This window comes from Burkholderia sp. Tr-20355, from assembly GCF_017104685.1.
In the GTDB taxonomy this organism is placed as follows: domain Bacteria; phylum Pseudomonadota; class Gammaproteobacteria; order Burkholderiales; family Burkholderiaceae; genus Burkholderia; species Burkholderia seminalis.
Genome location: NZ_JAAGPK010000109.1, coordinates 1 through 21231 on the forward strand (window position 1 = coordinate 1; position 21231 = coordinate 21231).

The following is a 21231-nucleotide window of genomic DNA, read 5'->3' on the forward strand; positions in this document are numbered from 1 at the left end:
TGCGCGTCGTAGCCGTCGGCGACCGGTTCCGCGACGCTCGTGCGGCACGTCATCACGGCCTGCGTGGCGAGCGAGCGCACGCTCCACACCGCGTCGACCGCCGCGCGCTTGCCCGGCCACGACTCGAAGCGCTGCACGTTCACGCTGATGCGATACACGGGCACACCGGGCGGCGTCGCGGAATTCGCGACGTCGATCGTGCCGAGCTGCGCGGCGAGATCGTCCGACAGCGCGCGGCGGATCTCGTCGGCGGGCGGCGACGCCCAGCGCTCCTGCTCGAGCACGTCGACCTGCGCGGCGTTCTTCTGCACGACCAGCTGGTTCTTCGCGACCTGCTCGGGCACGCCGACGGACGGCACCTCGATCAGGAACGCCGGGTTGGCCGGCGCGGTGCGCAGCGGCGCCGCGGCGTCGGCCGGGCTGAGCGTGTAGAACCGGGCGGGCGGCGAGCTGCACGCGGCGAGCGCGAGGGCGGCGAGGGCCGCCGCCGCGCTGCGCGCGAAACCGTTCACGCGTGTCGTCATTGCTTGTCTCCTGGCTTGCCCTTGAGCAGCGATTCGGGGTGACGCTCGAGATAGTCGGCGAGCGCGTTCAGCGATTGCAGCGTGCGCGTGAGTTCCTTCAGCGCGCCGCGTACGTCGGACTGCAGCGGCGAATCCTGCTGCAGCGTCGCCTCGGCGGTCGAGAAGGTCTGCTTGGCGGCCGACAGCGTGTCGCGCGCTTCCGGCGCGACCTGCGTGTCGAGCTGCTTGAACAGCTTGTCGGCGTTCGACAGCGCGCTGTTCAGGTTCGCGCCGATCTGGTCGAACGGCACCTTGTCGAGCTTCTTCGCGATGTCGGCGACCTGCAGCTGCAGTTCGTCGAGCGTATTCGGCACGGTCGGCAGCTCGAGCGGCTGGCGTGCCGTGTCGATCTTCACGACCGGCGCCTTCGGGAAGAAGTCGAGCGCGACGTACAGCTGGCTCGTCAGCAGGTTGCCGGTGCGCAGCTGGCCGCGCAGCCCGTGCTGGACGAGCCGCTCGACGATCTCGCGGCGGGCCGGTTCGCCCTTGCTCTCGATCGATTCGCGGAAGCGGCGGCCGAGGCGTTCCGGATACACGTTCATCGTCACCGGCATCAGGAAGTTCTTCGTCTTCGGATCGAAGTCGATGCCGATGTTCGTCACTTCGCCGAGCACGATGCCGCGGAAGTCGACCGGCGCGCCGACGGCGAGCCCGCGCAGCGACTGGTTGAAGTTCATCACGACCTGCAGCGGCTGGCCGTCCGGGTCGCGCATCGCGTCGCCTTCGTCGGAGCCGAGGCGGAACGTCGTGTTGTTCGGCGCCGTCGCGCCGCTGCCCTGGTTCGGCGGCGTCTGGAACGCGATGCCGCCGAGGATCACCGTCGCGAGCGACTGCGTGTTCAGCTTCAGGCCGCTCGAATCGAGCCGCAGGTCGACGCCGCTCGCCTGCCACCAGCGCGAGTTGACGCCGACGTACTGGTCGTACGGCGCATTGACGAACACGTTGAACGTGACGCCCGTGCCGTCCTTGTCGAGCGAGAACCCGACCACCTGGCCGACCTGCACGCGGCGGTAATAGACCGGCGAGCCGATGTCGACCGAGCCGAGCGAATCGCCGCGCAGCACGTACTGCGTGCCTTTCTGGTCGCCCGTGACGGCGGGCGGCGTCTCGAGGCCCGTGAAGTCGGTCAGCGTATCCTGCCCGTGGCCGGCGTCGACGCCGATGTACGCGCCGGACAGCAGCGTACCGAGCCCCGACACGCCGGTCGCGCCGACGCGCGGCCGCACGATCCAGAAGCGCGAGCCCTTGACCGCGAAGTCCTCGGCTTCCTTCTTCAGCTGCACCTGGACGAGCACGCGCGACAGGTCCTTCGACAGCTTGATCGTCTTGACCATGCCGATCTCGACGTCCTTGTACTTGACCTGGGTCTTGCCGGGCTCGAGCCCTTCGGCGCTGTGGAAGCTGATCGTGATTTCCGGGCCGCGCTCGCGCACGGACTTGATCACGAGGCCGATGCCGATCAGCGCGGCGATCAGCGGCACGAGCCAGACGAGCGACGGCAGCCAGCCGCTTTTCGTCGAGATCGTCGGATCGGGCGGCCGGGGCGCGTCGTGCTGCGGGCCTTGTGGACTATTCATGGTGATTCCCTGAGTTTTCGACTGGATCCCAGATCAGGCGGGGATCGAACTGCATCGACGCGAGCATCGTCAGGATCACGACGGAACCGAACGCGAGCGCGCCGGGGCCGGCCGTGATGACGGCGAGCGAACGGAAATGGACAAGCGCGACGGTCAGCGTCACGACGAAGATGTCGAGCATCGACCAGCGGCCGATGCGCTCGACGATCCGGAACAGCCGCGTGCGCTGCTGCGGCCGCCACGCGGTGCGGCGCTGCGCGCTGATCACGAGGATCAGCAGCACGCCGAGCTTGAGCATCGGCACGAGGATGCTCGCGACGAACACGACGACGGCGAGCGGCCAGTCGCCCGACACCCAGAAATAGATGACGCCGCTCATGATTGTGTCTTCCTGCGAGCCGACGATCGACGCGGTGCGCATGATCGGCAGCAGGTTCGCGGGAATGTAGAGGATCGCTGCCGCGAGCAGCAGCGCCCAGGTGCGCATGATGCTGTTCGGGGTACGGAAGTGCAGTGCGGTGCCGCAGCGCGCGCAGTGCGCGTGCGGCCGGTCGAGCGTCTGTACGAGCCCGCACGTGTGGCAGCTCGCGTAGCCTTCGCGTGCGGCGGTCGGTGTCGTCATCGGCGGGCGGCTTCCGGCAGCGGGGCGGCCGAGTCGGGTTGCCCGGGCGAGCGCCCGGCGCGCAGGTCGTCGGCGATGTCCCACAGCGTGCGCGGATCGAACATCAGCACGACCGCGATCATCAGCGTGAGTGCGGCGAACGCGAACAGCGCGGCGTCGGGCACGACGCGCGCGAGGCTCACCATCTTCACGATCGTGACCAGAATGCCGAGCATGAACACCTCGATCATGCCCCACGGCCGCACGAGCTCGATCGCGCGCAGGACCAGGTTGAAACCGGGCGGCACGACGCCGCGGCGGATCGGCAGCAGCAGGTACAGCAGCGCGGCCATCTCGACGAGCGGGAACAGCACGGTCGAGCAGAACACCATCACGCCGACGATCGCCATGTCCTGGTGCCACAGCGAATCGATCGCGCCGATCAACGTGGTCTGCACGCGGTTGCCGTTCACGTCCATTTCGAGGATCGGGAACGCCTGCGCGATCGTGAACGTGATCAGCGCGGCGAGCGCGAGCGCGCAGATCCGCTCGATCTGCGCGGCGCTGTTGCGGTACAGCAGCGCGTCGCAGCGCGGGCAGCGCGCGATTTCGCGGCCGCTCAGGCGTGGTTTGTGCAACAGTGCGTCGCACTCGTGACAGGCAATCAGGTCGTTTCGTTGCATGGAAAAGGCAGTTGTGCGACGGCTGGGGGAACGCGTCGACGGGGCCGGAACCCGCGCCAATCTTACCAAAAGGCCTTTTTCGGTGTGTCAAGGATCGTGCGCGTCGTGACCGATCGGTAACATGGCGGGAAGCCGTCAGCCGGCTGGCACGCCTGTCCTCAGAGTCCGCGCGCGTCAAAAGGTTGCGGTAGCATGGCGCCCTTGACAAGCGTCGGACTCCTGGCCGGCGCGGCCGTTCGCTGAACTGAGGAACTCCAAGATGGCATCGAATTCGCTGCCGGCCCGGCCGGTGCGCTACACGCAGACCGCAATCGCGCTGCACTGGCTGATCGCGCTGCTGATCGTCTGCGGCTTCGCGCTCGGCTGGGTGATGACCGACATCCCCGGCTTCACGCCGACGAAGCTGAAGTACTTCTCGTGGCACAAGTGGATCGGCGTGACGGTGTTCGCGCTGGCGGTGATCCGCGTGCTGTGGCGGGCGACCCACCTGCCGCCGTCGCTGCCCGGCGATACGCCCGCGTGGCAGCGCGCGGCGTCGCACGGCGTGCACATGCTGCTCTACGCGCTGATGATCGTGATCCCGGTGACGGGCTACCTGTACAGCTCGGCATCGAACATCCCGGTCGTGTATCTCGGCATCGTGCCGTTGCCGCGGCTGATCGACCCCGATCCGGCGCTCAAGGAAACCTTCAAGACGCTGCACGTGTCTTTGAATTACATTCTGCTTGCACTCGTCGCGATGCACGTGCTCGCGGCGCTCAAGCACCAGTTGTTGGACCGCGACGGCCTGCTGTCGCGAATGCTTCCCTTTGCCAAATGAAGGATCCCATGAAAGTGTCTTTCTCCCGCTCCATGCTGACCGCGTTCGCCGCGGCGGCACTTGTCGCGTCGGGCGCGGCGCACGCCGATGTCGATCTCGCGAAGAGCAAGGTGTCCGCCGTGTCGAAGCAGATGAACGTGCCCACCGAAGGCGCGTTCAAGAAGTTTTCCGCGCAGGTGAAGTTCGATCCGGCGAAGGCCGCGCAGGGCAGCGCGCAAATGACCATCGACATCGCGAGCTTCGACCTCGGCGACAAGATGTACAACGACCAGGTCGCCGGCAAGGACTGGTTCGACGCGAAGGCGTATCCGCAGGCGACGTTCGTGTCGTCGGCGATCGCGCCGGCGGGCGGCAACAAGTACAACGTGACCGGCAAGCTGACGATCAAGGGCAAGTCCGAGACCGTCACGGTGCCCGTCACGGTCGCGCAAAGCGGCGCGACGCAGACGTTCGACGGCGTGCTGCCGATCAAGCGTTCGGCCTTCAACGTCGGCACCGGCGAGTGGAAGGACACGTCGATCGTCGCCGACGAAGTGCAGATCAAGTTCCATCTCGTCGCCACGAAGTAAGCGGCGGGCTGTCGCTTCACCCGAATGCCGCGCGAGGGCGCGGCGCCGTTCCAAGGAGAATGAGTTTGAAAAAGCATCTGATCATCGCCGCGGGCGCGCTGGCTGCGTCCCTGTCGTTCTCGGCCTTCGCCGAAAGCGCGACGTACCAGTTCGACCCGAGCCACACGTACCCGAGCTTCGAGGCCGACCACTTCGGCGGCCTGTCGGTCTGGCGCGGCAAGTTCGACAAGTCGAGCGGCACCGTGACGCTCGACCGCGCGGCGAAGACCGGTACGGTCGACGTGACGACCGACATCGCGTCGATCCACACGGGCAGCGCGAAGCTCGACGAGCACCTGCAGACGGCCGAATTCTTCGACGTGGCGAAGTTCCCGCAGGCGAACTACAAGGGCACGATCAAGTTCGACGGCGACAAGCCGGTGTCGGTGGTCGGCAACCTGACGCTGCACGGCGTCACGAAGCCGCTCACGCTGAAGATCGACTCGTTCAAGTGCATGCCGCACCCGATGCTCAAGCGTGAAGTGTGCGGTGTCGACGCGGTCGGCGAATTCAGCCGCGACGACTTCGGCCTCGACTACGGCAAGCAGTACGGCTTCAAGATGAAGACGAAGCTGCTGATCACGGCCGAAGCGGTCAAGCAGCAGTAAGGCTTCCGGCGAGGCCGGCCGCCGTGCCGGCCTGCCGCGGGCCCGACCGCCGCGCTCCCGTTACCGGGGGCGCGGCGGTTTTTTTTGCGCGCCTATAATCGCCCGAGCGCCGCGTGCGGCGCCGGGCAGGCCGACGGCGCGACAGCGGCTGCCTCGAACAGAACGTACAACGACAAGGAGATCGCCGATGCATGCCGTCACGCCGTCCCGTTCCATTGCCTCGTCGCCGCGCGTATGGCGCGCGGTGGTCGCCGCGTCGATCGGCAATGCGCTCGAGTGGTTCGATCTCGTCGTCTACGGCTTCTTCGCGGTGACGATCGCGAAACTGTTCTTCCCGGCCGGCAACGACACCGTGTCGCTGCTGCTCACGCTCGGCACGTTCGGCGTGTCGTTCTTCATGCGGCCGCTCGGCGCGATCGTGCTCGGCGCGTATGCCGACCGCGCGGGCCGCAAGGCCGCGCTCACGCTGTCGATCCTGCTGATGATGGCCGGCACGCTGATCATCGCGGTGCTGCCGACCTACGAGACGATCGGCGTCGCCGCGCCGGTGATCCTCGTCGCCGCGCGGTTGATGCAGGGCTTCTCGGCCGGCGGCGAGTTCGGCAGCGCGACCGCGTTCCTCGCCGAACACGTGCCGGGCCGGCGCGGCTTCTTCGCGAGCTGGCAGGTCGCGAGCCAGGGGCTCACGACGCTGCTCGCCGCCGGCTTCGGCACCGTGCTGAATGCGCAGCTCTCGGCCGCGCAGATGGCGTCGTGGGGCTGGCGCGTGCCGTTCTTCTTCGGGCTGCTGCTCGGGCCCGTCGCGTACTACATCCGCACGAAGGTCGACGAGACGCCCGAATTTCTCGCGGCCGAAGGCACCGCGAACCCGCTGCGCGACACGTTCGCCTCGCACAAGGCGCGCCTGGTTGCCGCGATGGGCGTGGTCGTGCTCGGCACCGTCGCCACCTATCTCGTGCTGTTCATGCCGACCTACGGCGTGAAGCAGCTCGGCCTCGCGCCGTCCGCCGCGTTCGCGGCGATCCTCGTCGTCGGCGTGATCCAGATGGCGTTCGCGCCGCTCGTCGGCCACTGGTCGGATCGATACGGCCGCGTGCGCGTGATGATCGCGCCGGCCGTCGGCATCCTCGTGCTGATCTATCCGGCGTTCGCGTACCTCGTCGCGCATCCGGGCTTCGGCACGCTGATCGCGCTGCAGGTGCTGCTCGCGTTCCTGATGACGGGCTACTTCGCGGCGCTGCCGGGCCTGTTGTCCGAGGTGTTTCCGGTGCAGACGCGCACGACCGGGATGTCGCTCGCGTACAACGTCGCGGTGACGATCTTCGGCGGCTTCGGGCCGTTCATCATCGCGTGGCTGATCCGCGCGACCGGGATGAAGACCGCGCCCAGTTTCTACCTGATGTTCGCGGCCGTGCTGAGCCTCGCGGCGCTGGCCGTGCTCCGTCGACGGTTCGGTTTCCGGTAGCGGGGCGGCGCGTCAGTTGTCGGCGCGCTCGCATACCGGCTGCGCCGGCATCAGTTGCGCGGGCGCGTCGACGGTCCGCACCGGACGCCCCGCGAGCGCGGCGAGCGCCTGCCGAAGCTGCCAGTCGCCGGCCGTGCCGAACGCGCGCTGCGGCAGCGCCGTGCTCCTCGCCGTATCGACCTTCGCGCGCACGCGCTGCTCGCGCAGCGCCTGCCGCGCCTTGCGCACCTGCGCGAACGGGTCGGGCGCCAGCCGGTCCGCATACGGCGCCCGCGCGAGATCGGCTTCCCGGTACCACAGCAGCACGCCGTCGACGTCCGAGTCGCGGCGCGGCGGCACGAGCCAGTCCGGCACGACGCCGTAGCCGTCCATCGGGCAGCCGTTCGGCCGCAGGTTGCGCGCATACGTGAAATTCAGGCGCGTGCCGTCGATCAGGTCGACGCCCGTCTGCGCGAGGCCCTTCCCGTAGGTCGGCATGCCGAGCAGTTTCGCGCGGCCGAGATCCTTCAGCGCGGCCGCGGTCGCCTCGGCGGCCGACGCGCTCTGTCCGTCGACGAGCACGACGAGCGGCACGGTGCGCCACCAGTCGTCGGCCTGCAGCGGTGCCAGCGGATCCTGCCCGTGCATGACGGGCAGCGCGTAGTCGGGCCAGTTGGTCGTGTAGCGGCGGCGCTGCGTGTCGCCGCGCTCGACCGTTACCATCGCGGTGCGGTCGCGTCCCGCGAACAGCGCGGTGATGCCGATCGCCGCGTTGAGCGCGCCGCCGCCGTTGATGCGCAGGTCGAGGATCATGCCTGTCACCGGCGGGCCCGTGCGCCGCGCGGCCTGCACCGCGTCGATGTAATCGCCGACCGCCGGCTCCGGAAAGCTCGACAGCCGCGTGTACAGGATGTCGCCGTCGAGCCGCTTGGCGATCGCCGGATGCGGCTTGACGATCGCGCGCACCGGCGCGAAGGTCAGCACCGCATGCTTCGGGCCGCGCTGCACCGTGAGTTTCAGCGGCGCGCCCGCGTCGCCCTTCGCGAGTTTCAGGAGTTCGCCGCTGTCGATGCCGACGACGCTCCGGTCGTTCATCGCGACGACGAGATCGTCCGGCCGCACGCCGGCTTTCTCGGCCGGTGCGTCGGGAATCACGTCGATGATGTGCAGCCCGTCGGGCCGCGTCTCGAACACGATACCGATGCCCGGCGTGCCGTTGCGCGCGCGCTGCTCGTCGTCGCGCCGCTCCTGCTCCTCCTTCGCGTTGAAGAAGCGCGCGTACGGCAGCGTCTTGATCCCGTCGTGGGTGGCGGCGTCGAGCAGCGCGCCGATGTCGACATCGGTCAGGTGCTGCTTCTTCAGTACTTCGACGGCCGCCTTCAGTTCGCAGAGCTGCGGTTCCCAATCGGGCGGGCAGGGCGACGGCGTCGGGGCGGCGGCCGATGCCGCGGCGGGCGGCGCGGATGCCGCTTGCGCGACGGCGAGCGGCGCATGCGGGAGCCCGACCGCGACGGCTGCGCAGGCGGCAAGGCGACGAACGGCACGCATGGGAGGCATCATCGGGACCGCACGTTGGGACGGGTGGCGAGTGTGCTTGCCCGGCCAGCGCGCGGCCGGCATGCAAGCGGGGCAGGGTGGTGACGATTGTAGCCGACGCCCGCGACGGCGCTGCTCGTGTCGCCCGCGCGCCGTGTACCGCGGCGGCCCGCGCATAAAAAAACCGGCCCGAATGGGCCGGCTTGGGTGCGATGCCGAAACGGCGCGGCGCTTAAACCTGCGCGCCCGCGTTCGGATCGTCCGGATCGTGCGCGGTCTTCTTTTCCTTGATCAGGTCCTCGCGCTTGATGCCGAGCCACATCGCGAGCGAGCCCGCGACGAACACCGACGAGTAGATGCCGAACATGATGCCGACCGTCAGCGCGAGCGCGAAGTAGTGCAGCGTCGGGCCGCCGAAGAAGAACATCGACAGCACCATCATTTCCGTCGACGTGTGCGTGATGATCGTGCGCGACATCGTGGTCGTGATCGCGTGGTTGATCACTTCCTGCACGTTCATCTTGCGTTCGCGGCGGAACGTCTCGCGGATCCGGTCGAAGATGACGACCGACTCGTTGACCGAGTAGCCGAGCACCGCGAGGATCGCCGCGAGCACCGCCAGCGAGAACTCCCACTGGAAGTAGGCGAAGAAGCCGAGAATGATCACGACGTCGTGCAGGTTGGCGATGATGCCGGCCACTGCGTACTTCCATTCGAAGCGGAACGACAGGTAGATCACGATGCCGATCACGACGCACGCGAGCGCGAGCAGGCCGTCGGTCGCGAGCTCCCGGCCGACCTGCGGGCCGACGAACTCGACGCGTTGCAGCGTGACGTCGGGGTTCTGCGCCTTCAGCGCGCCCATCACCTGGTCGCTCTGCTGCGCGGACGTGAGGCCTTCCTTCAGCTGCAGGCGGATCAGCACGTTGCGCGACGTGCCGAAGTTCTGCACCTGCGCGTCGGCATAACCGAGCTTGCCGAGCGTCGCGCGCACGGGTTCGAGTTCCGCGGCCTGCTGGTACTGCACCTCGATCACCGTACCGCCGGTGAATTCGACGGACAGGTGCAGCCCGCGGTGGAACAGGAAGAACACGGCGGCGAGGAACGTGACCAGCGAGATCACGTTGAACACCAGCGCGTGCCGCATGAACGGAATGTCTTTACGGATGCGGAAAAATTCCATGGTCTCGTCTCCGGGGCCTTATTGGGTCGAGCCCGGTTTCTTCGGCGACACGCCTTGCTGCGCGCGGTTGCGCAGCTGCGGCTTGCCGGCGCGCGGCGCGTTGCCCTTCGCCGGGGCGGCGAGCTTCGCGGCGCGCGCGGTGTCGGTCGATTCGTCCGCGTCGGTGAACGATGCGGCGGCAGCGGCGCCTTCCGGCTTCCACACCTGGCCGATCGCGAGCGACTTCAGCTTCTTGCGGCCGCCGTACCAGAGGTTGACGATCCCGCGCGAGAAGAACACCGCGGAGAACATCGACGTCAGGATGCCGAGGCAGTGCACGATCGCGAACGCGCGAACCGGGCCCGAGCCGAACGCGAGCAGCGCGAGACCGGCGATCAGCGTCGTGACGTTCGAGTCGAGAATCGTCGCCCAGGCATGCGCGTAACCGGCCTGGATCGCGAGCTGCGGCGGCTGGCCGGCGCGCAGTTCCTCGCGCACGCGCTCGTTGATCAGCACGTTCGAGTCGATCGCCATGCCGAGCGCGAGCGCGATTGCCGCGATGCCGGGCAGCGTCAGCGTGGCCTGCATCAGCGACAGCACGGCGACGAGCAGCAGCAGGTTCACCGACAGGCCGATCACCGACACCACGCCGAACAGCATGTAGTACGCGATCATGAACACGGCGATCGCGCAGAAGCCCCAGATCACCGAGTGGACGCCCATCTTGATGTTGTCCGCGCCGAGGCTCGGGCCGATCGTGCGTTCCTCGATGATGTCCATCGGCGCGGCGAGCGAACCGGCGCGCAGCAGCAGCGCGAGGTCGGCCGCGGCCTGCGGCGTCGGCTGGCCCGTGATCTGGAAGCGGTCGCCGAGCTCGGACTGGATCGTCGCGACCGTCAGCACTTCGCCCTTGCCCTTCTCGAACAGCACCATCGCCATCGGCTTGCCGATGTTGTCGCGCGACACCGTGCGCACCGCGCGGCCGCCGGCCGAGTCGAGGCGGATGTTGACCGACGGACGCTGGTGTTCGTCGAAGCCGGCCGATGCATCGATGATGCGGTCGCCGGTGAAGATCACGTCCTTCTTCAGCAGCACGGGCGCCTGGTTGCCCTGCGTGAACAGCTCCTCGCCCGGCGGAACGGGGTCGTTCGGGTTCGGGTGCGTGTTGATCGGGTCGGCGAGGCGTGCCTCGAGCGTCGCGGTGCGGCCGATGATGTCCTTCGCCTTCGCGGTGTCCTGCACGCCCGGCAGTTCGACGACGATGCGGTCGCTGCCTTGCTGCTGCAGGATCGGCTCGGACACGCCGAGTTCGTTCACGCGGTTGTGGAGCGTCGTCAGGTTCTGCTTGAGTGCCGCGTCCTCGACGGACTTCTGCACGGCCGGCGTGAAGGTGCCGACGACTTGCGTGCCGCCGCCGCCGGGCTGGGTCGCCCATTGCAGTTCGGTGATCGACGCGGCGAGCACCTTGCGGGCGTCTTCCGCCGTCTGCGCATCGCTGAAGTTGACGACCACGGACTGGTCGACGCGGCTCACGCCGCCGTCACGGATGTTCTTGTCGCGCAGCAGCGAGCGTGCGTCGGACGCGTCGGAGTCGAGCTTCTTCGTGAGCGCGCCCGTCATGTCGACCTGGAGCAGGAAGTGGACACCGCCGCGCAGGTCGAGGCCGAGATACATCGGCAGCGCGTGCAGGGCCGTCAGCCAGCGCGGCGACGCGCTCTGCAGGTTCAGGGCGACGACGTACTGCGGATCGTTCGGGTCGGCGTTCAGCGACTTTTGCAACAGGTCCTTGACGCGCAGCTGCGTATCGGTGTCCTTCAGGCGCACGCGGATGTTCGCGTTGGTCGCCGTGTTCTCGAAGGTGACGTCGTCCGGCGTGATCTGCGCGGACGCGAGCGCCGCTTCGACCTGGGTCAGCGTGGTCGAGTCGAGCTTGACCGTGGCCTTGCCGCTCGACACCTGCACCGCCGGCGCTTCGCCGAAGAAGTTGGGCAATGTGTACAGAAGGCCGATGGCGAGCGCCACGACCATCACGACATATTTCCAGAGTGGATAACGATTCATGAGGGGGCCGAACGGGTGGTTGGCGTGAAAGCGTCGCGTCCGGCGCCGCGGCGGCCCGCTCTCTCAGGCGGGCACGGCGCGGGGAGCCGGACGCTCGGTGAAGGGCTTACAGCGACTTGATCGTGCCCTTCGGCAGAATGGTCGTGACCGCAGCCTTCTGCACGGTGATTTCAGTGCCTTCGGCGATTTCGACGCCGATGTAGCCTTCGGTGACCTTCGTCACCTTGCCGACGAGGCCGCCGCTCGTGACGACTTCGTCGCCCTTCGCCATGGCCGCGAGCATGTTGCGGTGTTCCTTCTGGCGCTTCATCTGCGGACGGATCATGATGAAGTAGAGCACCGCGAACATCAGGATGAGCGGCAGGAAGCTCATCAGGCTCGATTCGGCGCCACCGGCGCCTTGCGCGAAGGCATTGGAAATGAACGGCACGTTGGTCTCTCCGTAGGGGAAGATCGAAAAATAAGCCGGTTATTCTACCACCGGCCCCATGTGCAAACGGATCGGCAAATGCGCTTTCGGATCAAGCTGTTAAAGCGCGAACCGATACCGTTGCGACTTGTTTGGAAAGGCAATTGTAATATTTGGCGGTCGCGACGGGCCATCGAAACGCGTTATTTAGTACGCGTCCTATGCGACTGGCGCGGTACGGCCCGCCGGCCGGTCAGTCGACCCCTCTGGCACGGTCCTCCGCGAAGCGCTGGCGGAACGCGTCGAACGTATGCGTTTCGATCGCCTCGCGGATCTCGCTCATCAGCTGCAGGTAGTAGTGCAGGTTGTGGATCGTGTTGAGCTGCGCGCCGAGGATTTCGCCGACGCGGTGCAGGTGATGCAGGTAGCCGCGCGAGAAGTTCTGGCACGTGTAGCACGTGCAGCTCGCGTCGAGCGGCTTCAGCGAGTTCTTGTGCGTCGCGTTGCGGATCTTCACGTCGCCGAAGCGCGTGAACAGCCAGCCGTTGCGCGCGTTGCGGGTCGGCATCACGCAGTCGAACATGTCGACGCCGTTCGCGACGCCCTCCACCAGATCCTCCGGCGTGCCGACGCCCATCAGGTAGTGCGGCTTGTTGGCCGGCAGCTTCGGGCCGACGTGGCGCAGCACGCGCATCATGTCTTCCTTCGGCTCGCCGACCGACAGCCCGCCGATCGCGAGGCCGTGGAAGCCGAGCTCCGCCAGGCCCGCGAGCGATTCGTCGCGCAGGTCCTCGAACATCCCGCCCTGGACGATCCCGAAGAGGGCGTTCGGGTTGCCGAGCCGGTTGAATTCGTCGAGCGAGCGCTTCGCCCAGCGCAGCGACATGCGCATCGAGTCGGCCGCTTCCTTGTGCGTCGTCGGCACGCCGTCGGTCGCGTACGGCGTGCACTCGTCGAACTGCATCACGACGTCGGAGTTCAGCACCTTCTGGATCTGCATCGACACTTCCGGCGACAGGAACAGCTTGTCGCCGTTGATCGGCGACGCGAACGTGACGCCGTCCTCGGTGATCTTGCGCAGGTCGCCGAGCGAGAACACCTGGAAGCCGCCCGAGTCGGTCAGGATCGGCTTGTTCCAGCCCATGAAGCCGTGCAGGCCGCCGTGCGCGTCGATCGTGTCGAGGCCCGGACGCAGCCACAGGTGGAACGTGTTGCCGAGGATGATCTGGGCCTTGATCTCGTGCAGTTCGCGCGGCTGGATCGCCTTCACGGTGCCGTAGGTGCCGACCGGCATGAAGATCGGCGTCTCGACCACGCCGTGATTGAGCTTCACGCGGCCGCGGCGCGCATGGCCGTCGGTCGTCAGCAGTTCGAATTCGAGCCCGTTCGCCGGGCGGTCCTGCACGGGCGCGTGCGTATCGTGGGATGAACCTTCGGTCATCGCGTCATTCTCCTTGCCACCGGAAAAGCGTTGCATGGGACCGGAGTATGCGCTGAAGCGCTGACTCCGGATCGCAAGTCCGGCGCATGTTGGAAACGCCGCCGGGTAACCGGCGGCGGGAAAAAGCGGGTGCGCGCCATCGTAGCGCGTACCGCAGGAAAACGGGGCAACAGCGCGGGGACACCGGCGCGGCGCGCGACAGCGCGAAGCGTAGCGGCCGTTGCGCAGTCGCGCGCCGGCGCGTCATCGCACCTGCCGCGCTTACGCGCCCGGCGCCTCCGGCGTGTCGCGCCGCGTCAGCAGCATCGCGTCGCCGTAGCTGAAGAAGCGGTAGCGTTCTTCGATCGCGTGCCGGTACGCGGCGCGGATCGTCTCGACGCCCGCGAACGCGGACACCAGCATCAGCAGCGTCGATTTCGGCAGGTGGAAATTCGTGACGAGCCGGTCGACCACGCGGAACCGGTAGCCGGGCGTGATGAAGATGTCGGTCTCGGCCTGCGTCGCCGCGAGCGGTCGGCCCGCTTCGTCGGCCGCGCGCGCGGCGGCTTCGAGCGCGCGCATCGACGTCGTGCCGACCGCGATCACGTTGCCGCCGCGTGCGCGGGTCGCGGCGATCTTGTCGACGAGCGACTGCGGCAGGTCGTACCACTCGCTGTGCATCTTGTGCTCGGCGATGTTCTCGACGCGCACCGGCTGGAACGTGCCGGCGCCGACGTGCAGCGTCAGCGTCGCGCGCTCGACGCCCATCGCGTCGAGCTTCGCCAGCAGCGGCTGGTCGAAATGCAGCCCGGCCGTCGGCGCGGCGACCGCGCCCGGGTTGCTCGCATAGACGGTCTGGTAGCGCGTCTCGTCGGTCGCGTCGGCGTCGTGCTCGATATACGGCGGCAGCGGCAGGCGGCCGAACTGCTCGATCAGGTCGAGGCACGGCGCGGGGAAGTGCAGCGTGAAGAACGGCTCGACGCGCTCGCCGACCGTCACGTCGAATGCGTCGGCGAGACGCAGCGTCGTGCCGGCGCCCGGCGACTTGCTCGCGCGGATCTGCGCGAGCGCCGTGTGCGTGCCCGTCAAGCGCTCGATCAGCACCTCGATCTTGCCGCCGCTGGCCTTCTGGCCGAAGAAACGCGCCTTCAGCACCTTGGTATCGTTGAACACGAGCAGGTCGCCGGGCGCGATGCACGACGGCAGCTCGGTGAAACGGCGGTCGACGAGGCGCGCGGGCTCGGCGGTATTGTCGACCTCGAGCAGGCGGCTCGCGGTGCGATCGGGCAGCGCGGTTTGGGCAATCAGCTCGGGCGGCAGATTGAAATCGAAATCGGAAAGCGTGAACATGCGGGCTGGTTCGAAGCGGCCGGCGGGCGTCGCCGGCAGGGCGGAAACGCGTAAATGGGGCGCGCGAGCCGCTATGATGGCGGGATGCGCGGCCTGGCCGGCGTCGTTCGTTCGGACGACGTGAAAGCCGCTATTGTACTTGCCTTGCGAAGCACCCTGACGATCCGATGCCTGTGTCACCACGCCGTTCCGCCGCCGCCGTTGCCGATTCCGCCGATCCGTTCGACGCGGACGATGCCGCCACGCCCGCGCCGCCCGCATCGGCCGCCGGCGCGCGCCGCGCCGGCCCGAAGCGCGGCGCCGACGGCCGGCTCGCGCAGCCCGCTGCCGCCGCGCCCGACGTCGAACCGGGCGCGGGCGGCGACGACGCCGACGCGCCCGGTGCATCGGGCACGAAGCGCAAGAAGAAGCCTGCCGCCGACAAACCGGTGAAAACCGCCGACAAGCTCGCGAAACTCGGCCTCACGCGTTCGATCGATCTCGTGCTGCATCTGCCGATGCGCTACGAGGACGAAACCACGCTCACGCCGATCGGCGAGTTGCTGCCGGGCGGCATCGCGCAAACCGAAGGCGTCGTGTTCGACAACGAAGTCGCCTATCGGCCGCGCCGCCAGCTCGTCGTGAAGATCCAGGACGACGACGGCGAGCAGCTCGTGCTGCGCTTCCTGAATTTCTACGGGTCGCAGGTCAAGCAGATGGCCGTCGGCCAGCGGCTGCGCGTGCGTGGCGAGGTGCGCGGCGGTTTCTTCGGGATGGAGATGGTGCATCCGGCCGTGCGCGTCGTCGAAGCGGACGCGCCGCTGCCGCAGGTGCTCACGCCCGTCTACCCGAGCACGGCCGGCGTGTCGCAGGCCTACCTGCGCAAGGCGATCGAGAATGCGGTCGAGCGCACGCCGCTGCCCGAGCTGCTGCCGCCCGAGATCCAGCGCGACTACCTGAAGCCGCTCGACGTGCCGACGCTCGAGCAGGCCGTGCGCATCCTGCACCACCCGCGCGTCGATTCCGACGAAGCCGCGTTGATGGACGGCTCGCATCCGGCGTGGACGCGCATCAAGTTCGAGGAGCTGCTCGCGCAGCAGCTGTCGCTCAAGCGGGCGCACGAGGAGCGCCGCACGCGTGCCGCGCCCGCGATGCCGCGCCGCACCGCGAGCGACGCCGATGCGCTGACGACGCGGCTCTACGCGGCGCTGCCGTTCACGCTGACGGGCGCGCAGGCGCGCGTCGTCGACGAGATCGCGCACGACCTCACGCTCGCGCACCCGATGCAGCGCCTGCTGCAGGGCGACGTCGGCAGCGGCAAGACGGTCGTCGCGGCGCTGGCCGCCGCGCAGGCGATCGACGCCGGCTACCAGGCCGCGCTGATGGCGCCCACCGAAATCCTCGCGGAACAGCACGCGCGCAAGCTGCGCGCATGGCTCGAGCCGCTCGGCGTGTCGGTCGCGTGGCTCGCGGGCAGCCTGAAGGCGAAGGAGAAGCGCGCGGCGATCGAGGCGGCCGCGCTCGGCACCGCGCAGCTCGTGATCGGCACGCACGCGATCATCCAGGACACGGTCGAATTCGCGCGGCTCGGCCTCGTGATCGTCGACGAGCAGCACCGCTTCGGCGTCGAGCAGCGTCTCGCACTGCGCGCGAAGGCCGCGAAAGCGGCCAACGGCGCGCGCGATTTCCAGCCGCACCAGCTGATGATGTCGGCCACGCCGATCCCGCGCACGCTCGCGATGACGTACTACGCGGATCTCGAGGTCTCGACGATCGACGAGCTGCCGCCGGGCCGCACGCCCGTGCTGACGCGCCTCGTCGGCGACGCGCGGCGCGACGAGGTGATCGCCCGCGTGCGCGAGGCCGCGCTGACCGGGCGCCAGGTGTACTGGGTGTGCCCGCTGATCGAGGAAAGCGAGACGCTGCAGCTGCAGACGGCCGTCGAAACCTACGAGACGCTGGCGGCGGCGCTCCCCGAACTGAAGGTCGGGCTCGTGCACGGCCGGCTGTCGCCCGCCGACAAGGCCGCCGTGATGGAGGCGTTCACGCGCAACGAAGTGCAGCTGCTCGTCGCGACGACCGTGATCGAGGTCGGCGTCGACGTGCCGAACGCGTCGCTGATGGTGATCGAGCACGCGGAGCGTTTCGGCCTCGCGCAGCTGCACCAGCTGCGCGGCCGCGTCGGGCGCGGCACCGCGGCGTCGGTGTGCGTGCTGCTGTACACGGGGCCGCTGTCGCTGACCGGCCGCGAGCGGCTGAAGACGATGCGCGAGACGACCGACGGCTTCGAGATCGCGCGGCGCGACCTCGAAATCCGCGGCCCCGGCGAATTCCTCGGGGCGCGCCAGTCGGGCGCGGCGATGCTGCGCTTTGCCAACCTCGAGACCGACGGCTGGCTGATCGACCCGGCCCGCGAGGCCGCGACGCGGCTGATTGCCGCGTACCCCGACATCGTCACGCAGCATCTCGCCCGTTGGCTCGGTGCGCGGGAACAGTACCTGAAGGCTTGATTCGGCAGCTCGGGGCCGGATCAGAAAGCCGTCGATCGATGCATCGGATGTCGAGAAACTTGGCGAACCGGTGCCGGAGGGTGTATAAATTAAACCTATCGCCTGTATATACCTGATTGACCCACAATGACGCTGACTGAATTGAAATACATCGTCGCGGTCGCGCGCGAACGGCATTTCGGCCGCGCGGCCGAGGCCTGCTTCGTGAGCCAGCCGACGCTGTCGGTGGCGATCAAGAAGCTCGAAGACGAGCTCAACGTGCAGATTTTCGAGCGCGGCGCGAGCGAAGTGAGCGTGACGCCGATCGGTGACCAGATCGTCACGCAGGCGCAGCGCGTGCTCGAGCAGACCTTCGCGATCAAGGAGATCGCGAAGCAGGGCAAGGACCCGCTGGTCGGCCCGTTCCGCCTCGGCGTGATCTACACGATCGGGCCGTACCTGCTGCCGACGCTCGTCAAGCAGATGATCCAGCGTGTTCCGCAGATGCCGCTGATGCTGCAGGAGAACTACACGCTGAAGCTGCTCGAACTGCTCAAGCAGGGCGAGATCGACGCCGCGATCATGGCGCTGCCGTTCCCGGAAACCGGCCTGATGGTGCGTCCGCTGTACGACGAACCGTTCGTCGTCGCGCTGCCGGCCGGCCATCCGTGGGAGAAGCGCGAGGAAATCAATGCCGAGGACCTGAAGCAGGAAACCATGCTGCTGCTCGGCAACGGCCATTGCTTCCGCGATCACGTGCTCGGCGTGTGCCCGGAGCTGATGCGCTTCTCGCAGACGGCCGACGGCATCCAGAAGACCTTCGAGGGCTCGTCGCTCGAAACCATTCGCCATATGGTCGCGAGCGGTGTCGGCATCACCGTGCTGCCGCGGATGTCGGTCGCCGAGGTCGGCCCGCGCGCGAACGGCCCCGATGCGGAGCTGCTGTCGTACGTGCCGTTCAACGAACCGGTGCCCGACCGCCGAGTGGTGCTCGTGTGGCGCAAGAGCTTCACGCGGATGCCCGCGATCGATGCGATCAGCGACGCGATTTCCGCGTGCGAACTGCCGGGCGTCGCGAAGCTCGACATGCCGGCCACGATGAACTGAGCGCGTATGGCAGCATGATGGACGGGGTCTTGCGACCCCGTTTATTTTTCCCTATCGCATAGATGAAATTTATTAAATTCAAATAATTGATAGATATAGATAGAATCCTCTACATGGATCGGCGCCTTGGCCGAGAAGCGACATGCACGTTGGATGCAAGCGTCAAAGGAGGATGTCATGATGCGGTCGGTATTGCAGCACGCGCAGCGGAACATCCCGTCGCGCGACACGGTCGTACATCGCGCCAGGGCCGCGGTTCGCAGCCTGCGTCCGATTGCGTTCGCGTACCTGGCGGATCGCGTGTATGGCGGATGAGTGCCGCCGCGCGCCGGTCCGGTGTTCCCCCGATTCACCCGCCATCAAGCCATGAGGGAGCATTGCATGCCCGACAGCATGACCACCGCACGCATCGCCGGCACGACGACTGCCGGCAGTGGCTTCCCCGAGCGCCCCGCCTGCGGCGCGTTGCAGCGGGAACGCGAGCCGAAGGCCGCGCACGACATCCCGTAGTACGGCAGGAGGATCTGCCTGTTCCGTTTCTTATCCCCCGCAATGCTCCACGAACCGCGCCCGGCACGTGGGGGCCTACGAGCAAGTAAAGGAGAAAAAGCATGTCGAACGAAGCGAAGTGTCCGTTCAACCACACCGCAGGCAGCGGCACGACGAACAAGGACTGGTGGCCGAATCAGCTGAACCTGAATGTCCTGCACCGGCATTCGGCGCTGTCCGATCCGATGGACCAGGATTTCGACTACGCCGAGGCGTTCAAGAAGCTGGATCTCGCGGCGGTGAAGCAGGACCTGCACGCGCTGATGACGACGTCGCAGGACTGGTGGCCGGCCGACTTCGGCCACTATGGCGGCCTGTTCGTGCGCATGGCATGGCACAGCGCCGGCACGTACCGCACGGCCGACGGCCGCGGCGGCGCGGGCGGCGGGCAGCAGCGCTTCGCGCCGCTCAACAGCTGGCCGGACAACGTGAGCCTCGACAAGGCGCGCCGGCTGCTGTGGCCGATCAAGCAGAAGTACGGCCGCAACATCTCGTGGGCCGACCTGCTGATCCTGACCGGCAACGTCGCGCTCGAATCGATGGGCTTCAAGACGTTCGGTTACGCCGGCGGCCGCGTCGACACGTGGGAACCGGACGACGTGTACTGGGGCTCGGAAAAGATCTGGCTGGAACTGAGCGGCGGCCCGAACAGCCGCTACTCGGGCAAGCGTGAGCTCGAAAGCCCGCTCGCCGCCGTGCAGATGGGCCTCATCTACGTGAACCCGGAAGGCCCGGACGGCAACCCGGACCCGGTCGCCGCCGCGCACGACATCCGCGAGACGTTCGCGCGGATGGCGATGAACGACGAAGAGACGGTCGCGCTGATCGCGGGCGGCCACACGTTCGGCAAGACGCACGGCGCCGGTCCGGCGTCGAACGTCGGCCCCGAGCCGGAAGCCGCGGGCCTCGAGGAGCAGGGTCTCGGCTGGAAGAGCACGTTCGGCACGGGCAAGGGCAAGGACGCGATCACGAGCGGCCTCGAAGTCACGTGGACCTCGACGCCGACGAAGTGGAGCAACGACTTCTTCAAGCACCTGTTCAGCTACGAGTGGGAGCTCACGAAGAGCCCGGCCGGCGCGCACCAGTGGGTCGCGAAGGACGCCGGCGAAGTGATTCCCGATGCGTTCGACGCGTCGAAGAAGCATCGCCCGACGATGCTGACGACCGACCTGTCGCTGCGTTTCGACCCGGCCTACGAAAAGATCTCGCGCCGTTTCTACGAGAACCCGGCCGAGTTCGCCGATGCGTTCGCGCGTGCGTGGTTCAAGCTCACGCACCGCGACATGGGCCCGCGCTCCCGTTATCTCGGCCCGGAAGTGCCGGCGGAACACCTGCTGTGGCAGGACCCGATCCCGGCAGTCGACCACCCGCTGATCGACGCCGCCGACGTTGCCGCGCTGAAGGCGAAGGTGCTGGCCACCGGCCTGTCGGTGTCGCAGCTCGTGTCGACGGCATGGGCGTCGGCAGCGACGTTCCGCGGGTCGGACAAGCGCGGCGGCGCGAACGGTGCGCGCATCCGCCTCGCGCCGCAGAAGGACTGGGAAGTGAACCGCCCGGCCCAGCTCGCGAAGGTGCTGGAGACGCTCGAAGGCGTGCGGAAGGCGTTCAATGACGCGCAGACGGGCGGCAAGAAGGTGTCGCTCGCCGACCTGATCGTGCTGGCCGGTGCGGCCGGCGTCGAGCAGGCCGCGAAGAACGCGGGTATCGCGGTGACGGTGCCGTTCGCGCCGGGCCGCGCGGATGCGACGCAGGAAGAGACCGACGTCGAGGCGATGGCCGTGCTCGAGCCGCTCGCCGACGGCTTCCGTAACTACCTGAAGGCCGCGTACAAGACGCCGGCCGAGGCGCTGCTGGTCGACAAGGCGCAACTGCTGACGTTGACGGCGCCGGAGATGACGGTACTCGTCGGCGGCTTGCGCGTGCTCGGCGCGAACGCCGGCGACTCGAAGCACGGGGTGTTCACCGACCGTCCGGAAACGCTGACGAACGACTTCTTCGTGAACCTGCTCGACATGGGCACGGAGTGGAAGCCGGTGTCGGCCGCGAACGACGTGTTCGAGGGGCGCGACCGCGCGACGGGCGCGGTCAAGTGGACGGGCACGCGCGTCGACCTGATCTTCGGTTCGCACTCGCAGTTGCGCGCGCTGGCCGAGGTGTACGGCAGCGCGGATGCGAAGGAGAAGTTCGCGCGCGATTTCGTCGCCGCCTGGAACAAGGTGATGACCCTCGACCGCTTCGACCTCGCATGAAACCGGCCGCATGCTC

The 21231-nt window shown here is 67.8% G+C and carries 18 protein-coding genes; 8 read left to right on the forward strand and 10 right to left on the reverse strand.

The window, feature by feature from the left end; all coding sequences use genetic code 11:
* The 4 genes from G3N62_RS23695 to G3N62_RS23710 form a co-directional block, all read right to left on the reverse strand.
* Positions 1 to 524, reverse strand: a 524-nt coding sequence (locus G3N62_RS23695) for a PqiC family protein (protein ID WP_206141312.1), incomplete at its 3' end; no start/stop codon positions are given.
* Entirely contained in the window at positions 521 to 2140 is a 1620-nt protein-coding gene (locus G3N62_RS23700) for an MlaD family protein (RefSeq protein ID WP_049028429.1), read from the reverse strand. The genes G3N62_RS23695 and G3N62_RS23700, both read right to left, overlap by 4 nt.
* Positions 2133 to 2762, reverse strand: coding sequence for a paraquat-inducible protein A (locus tag G3N62_RS23705; protein ID WP_049028430.1), 630 nt, complete (start codon positions 2760 to 2762; stop codon positions 2133 to 2135). The genes G3N62_RS23700 and G3N62_RS23705 overlap by 8 nt, the downstream gene beginning before the upstream one ends.
* Positions 2759 to 3424 carry a paraquat-inducible protein A gene (locus tag G3N62_RS23710; protein ID WP_034187138.1) on the reverse strand — a complete coding sequence of 222 codons (666 nt, stop codon included), beginning with the start codon at positions 3422 to 3424 and terminating at the stop codon, positions 2759 to 2761. The genes G3N62_RS23705 and G3N62_RS23710 overlap by 4 nt, the downstream gene beginning before the upstream one ends.
* 259 nt (positions 3425 to 3683) lie before the next feature.
* Here G3N62_RS23710 and G3N62_RS23715 point away from each other — a divergent pair, with 259 nt between their 5' ends.
* The 4 genes from G3N62_RS23715 to G3N62_RS23730 all read left to right on the forward strand — a co-directional run bounded on the left by G3N62_RS23715 (position 3684) and on the right by G3N62_RS23730 (position 6925).
* Positions 3684 to 4244 (forward strand): cytochrome b, encoded by a 561-nt coding sequence (locus G3N62_RS23715; RefSeq protein WP_124607869.1) that lies wholly within the window; start codon positions 3684 to 3686, stop codon positions 4242 to 4244.
* Positions 4245 to 4252: 8 nt separating this feature from the next.
* The gene (locus G3N62_RS23720) at positions 4253 to 4813 is read left to right on the forward strand and encodes a YceI family protein (RefSeq protein WP_034187440.1); all 561 of its coding nucleotides are present in this window, start codon (positions 4253 to 4255) and stop codon (positions 4811 to 4813) included.
* A 65-nt stretch (positions 4814 to 4878) separates the two neighbouring features.
* The gene (locus tag G3N62_RS23725; protein WP_034187441.1) at positions 4879 to 5460 is read left to right on the forward strand and encodes a YceI family protein; all 582 of its coding nucleotides are present in this window, start codon (positions 4879 to 4881) and stop codon (positions 5458 to 5460) included.
* A 187-nt stretch (positions 5461 to 5647) separates the two neighbouring features.
* On the forward strand, positions 5648 to 6925 hold the full coding sequence (locus G3N62_RS23730) for an MFS transporter (RefSeq protein WP_124607867.1): 1278 nt from the start codon (positions 5648 to 5650) through the stop codon (positions 6923 to 6925).
* A gap of 12 nt (positions 6926 to 6937) precedes the next feature.
* Here the strand turns inward: G3N62_RS23730 and G3N62_RS23735 are convergent, their stop codons facing one another.
* The 6 genes from G3N62_RS23735 to queA form a co-directional block, all read right to left on the reverse strand.
* Positions 6938 to 8452: a S41 family peptidase gene (locus G3N62_RS23735; protein WP_226194016.1), complete on the reverse strand. Its 1515-nt coding sequence runs from the start codon at positions 8450 to 8452 to the stop codon at positions 6938 to 6940.
* 220 nt (positions 8453 to 8672) lie between these two features.
* Positions 8673 to 9623, reverse strand: coding sequence for a protein translocase subunit SecF (gene secF, locus G3N62_RS23740; RefSeq protein ID WP_034187142.1), 951 nt, complete (start codon positions 9621 to 9623; stop codon positions 8673 to 8675).
* An 18-nt stretch (positions 9624 to 9641) separates the two neighbouring features.
* Positions 9642 to 11663 carry a protein translocase subunit SecD gene (secD, locus tag G3N62_RS23745; protein ID WP_034187143.1) on the reverse strand — a complete coding sequence of 674 codons (2022 nt, stop codon included), beginning with the start codon at positions 11661 to 11663 and terminating at the stop codon, positions 9642 to 9644.
* A 106-nt stretch (positions 11664 to 11769) separates the two neighbouring features.
* Positions 11770 to 12093 carry a preprotein translocase subunit YajC gene (gene yajC, locus G3N62_RS23750; RefSeq protein ID WP_006476868.1) on the reverse strand — a complete coding sequence of 108 codons (324 nt, stop codon included), beginning with the start codon at positions 12091 to 12093 and terminating at the stop codon, positions 11770 to 11772.
* Between the two features lie 232 nt (positions 12094 to 12325).
* Positions 12326 to 13513 carry a tRNA guanosine(34) transglycosylase Tgt gene (gene tgt / locus G3N62_RS23755; protein WP_049028475.1) on the reverse strand — a complete coding sequence of 396 codons (1188 nt, stop codon included), beginning with the start codon at positions 13511 to 13513 and terminating at the stop codon, positions 12326 to 12328.
* Between the two features lie 261 nt (positions 13514 to 13774).
* Complete coding sequence (queA, locus tag G3N62_RS23760) at positions 13775 to 14842, reverse strand: tRNA preQ1(34) S-adenosylmethionine ribosyltransferase-isomerase QueA (protein ID WP_069706514.1); 1068 nt, start codon at positions 14840 to 14842, stop codon at positions 13775 to 13777.
* Positions 14843 to 15009: 167 nt separating this feature from the next.
* On the opposite strand from queA, the gene recG reads away from it, so the two are divergent.
* The 4 genes from recG to katG all read left to right on the forward strand — a co-directional run bounded on the left by recG (position 15010) and on the right by katG (position 21215).
* On the forward strand, positions 15010 to 17331 hold the full coding sequence (recG, locus tag G3N62_RS23765; RefSeq protein WP_124669290.1) for an ATP-dependent DNA helicase RecG: 2322 nt from the start codon (positions 15010 to 15012) through the stop codon (positions 17329 to 17331).
* Positions 17332 to 17457: 126 nt separating this feature from the next.
* A complete protein-coding gene (locus G3N62_RS23770; protein WP_034187146.1) occupies positions 17458 to 18417 on the forward strand; it encodes a hydrogen peroxide-inducible genes activator in 960 nt (319 codons plus the stop codon).
* Between the two features lie 381 nt (positions 18418 to 18798).
* Positions 18799 to 18927 carry a hypothetical protein gene (locus G3N62_RS36295; protein WP_260435749.1) on the forward strand — a complete coding sequence of 43 codons (129 nt, stop codon included), beginning with the start codon at positions 18799 to 18801 and terminating at the stop codon, positions 18925 to 18927.
* 101 nt (positions 18928 to 19028) lie between these two features.
* Positions 19029 to 21215, forward strand: a complete 2187-nt coding sequence (katG, locus tag G3N62_RS23775) for a catalase/peroxidase HPI (RefSeq protein ID WP_124669288.1) — start codon at positions 19029 to 19031, stop codon at positions 21213 to 21215.
* The last annotated feature ends 16 nt before the right edge of the window (positions 21216 to 21231 follow it).

Coding starts and splice junctions, on each gene's coding strand:
- G3N62_RS23700 (WP_049028429.1), bottom strand. CDS start 2,140: ATGAATAGTCCACAAGGCCCGCAGCACGACGCGCCCCGGCCGCCCGAT.
- G3N62_RS23705 (WP_049028430.1), bottom strand. CDS start 2,762: ATGACGACACCGACCGCCGCACGCGAAGGCTACGCGAGCTGCCACACG.
- G3N62_RS23710 (WP_034187138.1), bottom strand. CDS start 3,424: ATGCAACGAAACGACCTGATTGCCTGTCACGAGTGCGACGCACTGTTG.
- G3N62_RS23715 (WP_124607869.1), top strand. CDS start 3,684: ATGGCATCGAATTCGCTGCCGGCCCGGCCGGTGCGCTACACGCAGACC.
- G3N62_RS23720 (WP_034187440.1), top strand. CDS start 4,253: ATGAAAGTGTCTTTCTCCCGCTCCATGCTGACCGCGTTCGCCGCGGCG.
- G3N62_RS23730 (WP_124607867.1), top strand. CDS start 5,648: ATGCATGCCGTCACGCCGTCCCGTTCCATTGCCTCGTCGCCGCGCGTA.
- G3N62_RS23735 (WP_226194016.1), bottom strand. CDS start 8,452: ATGCGTGCCGTTCGTCGCCTTGCCGCCTGCGCAGCCGTCGCGGTCGGG.
- secF (WP_034187142.1), bottom strand. CDS start 9,623: ATGGAATTTTTCCGCATCCGTAAAGACATTCCGTTCATGCGGCACGCG.
- secD (WP_034187143.1), bottom strand. CDS start 11,663: ATGAATCGTTATCCACTCTGGAAATATGTCGTGATGGTCGTGGCGCTC.
- tgt (WP_049028475.1), bottom strand. CDS start 13,513: ATGACCGAAGGTTCATCCCACGATACGCACGCGCCCGTGCAGGACCGC.
- queA (WP_069706514.1), bottom strand. CDS start 14,842: ATGTTCACGCTTTCCGATTTCGATTTCAATCTGCCGCCCGAGCTGATT.
- recG (WP_124669290.1), top strand. CDS start 15,010: ATGCCTGTGTCACCACGCCGTTCCGCCGCCGCCGTTGCCGATTCCGCC.
- G3N62_RS23770 (WP_034187146.1), top strand. CDS start 17,458: ATGACGCTGACTGAATTGAAATACATCGTCGCGGTCGCGCGCGAACGG.
- G3N62_RS36295 (WP_260435749.1), top strand. CDS start 18,799: ATGCCCGACAGCATGACCACCGCACGCATCGCCGGCACGACGACTGCC.
- katG (WP_124669288.1), top strand. CDS start 19,029: ATGTCGAACGAAGCGAAGTGTCCGTTCAACCACACCGCAGGCAGCGGC.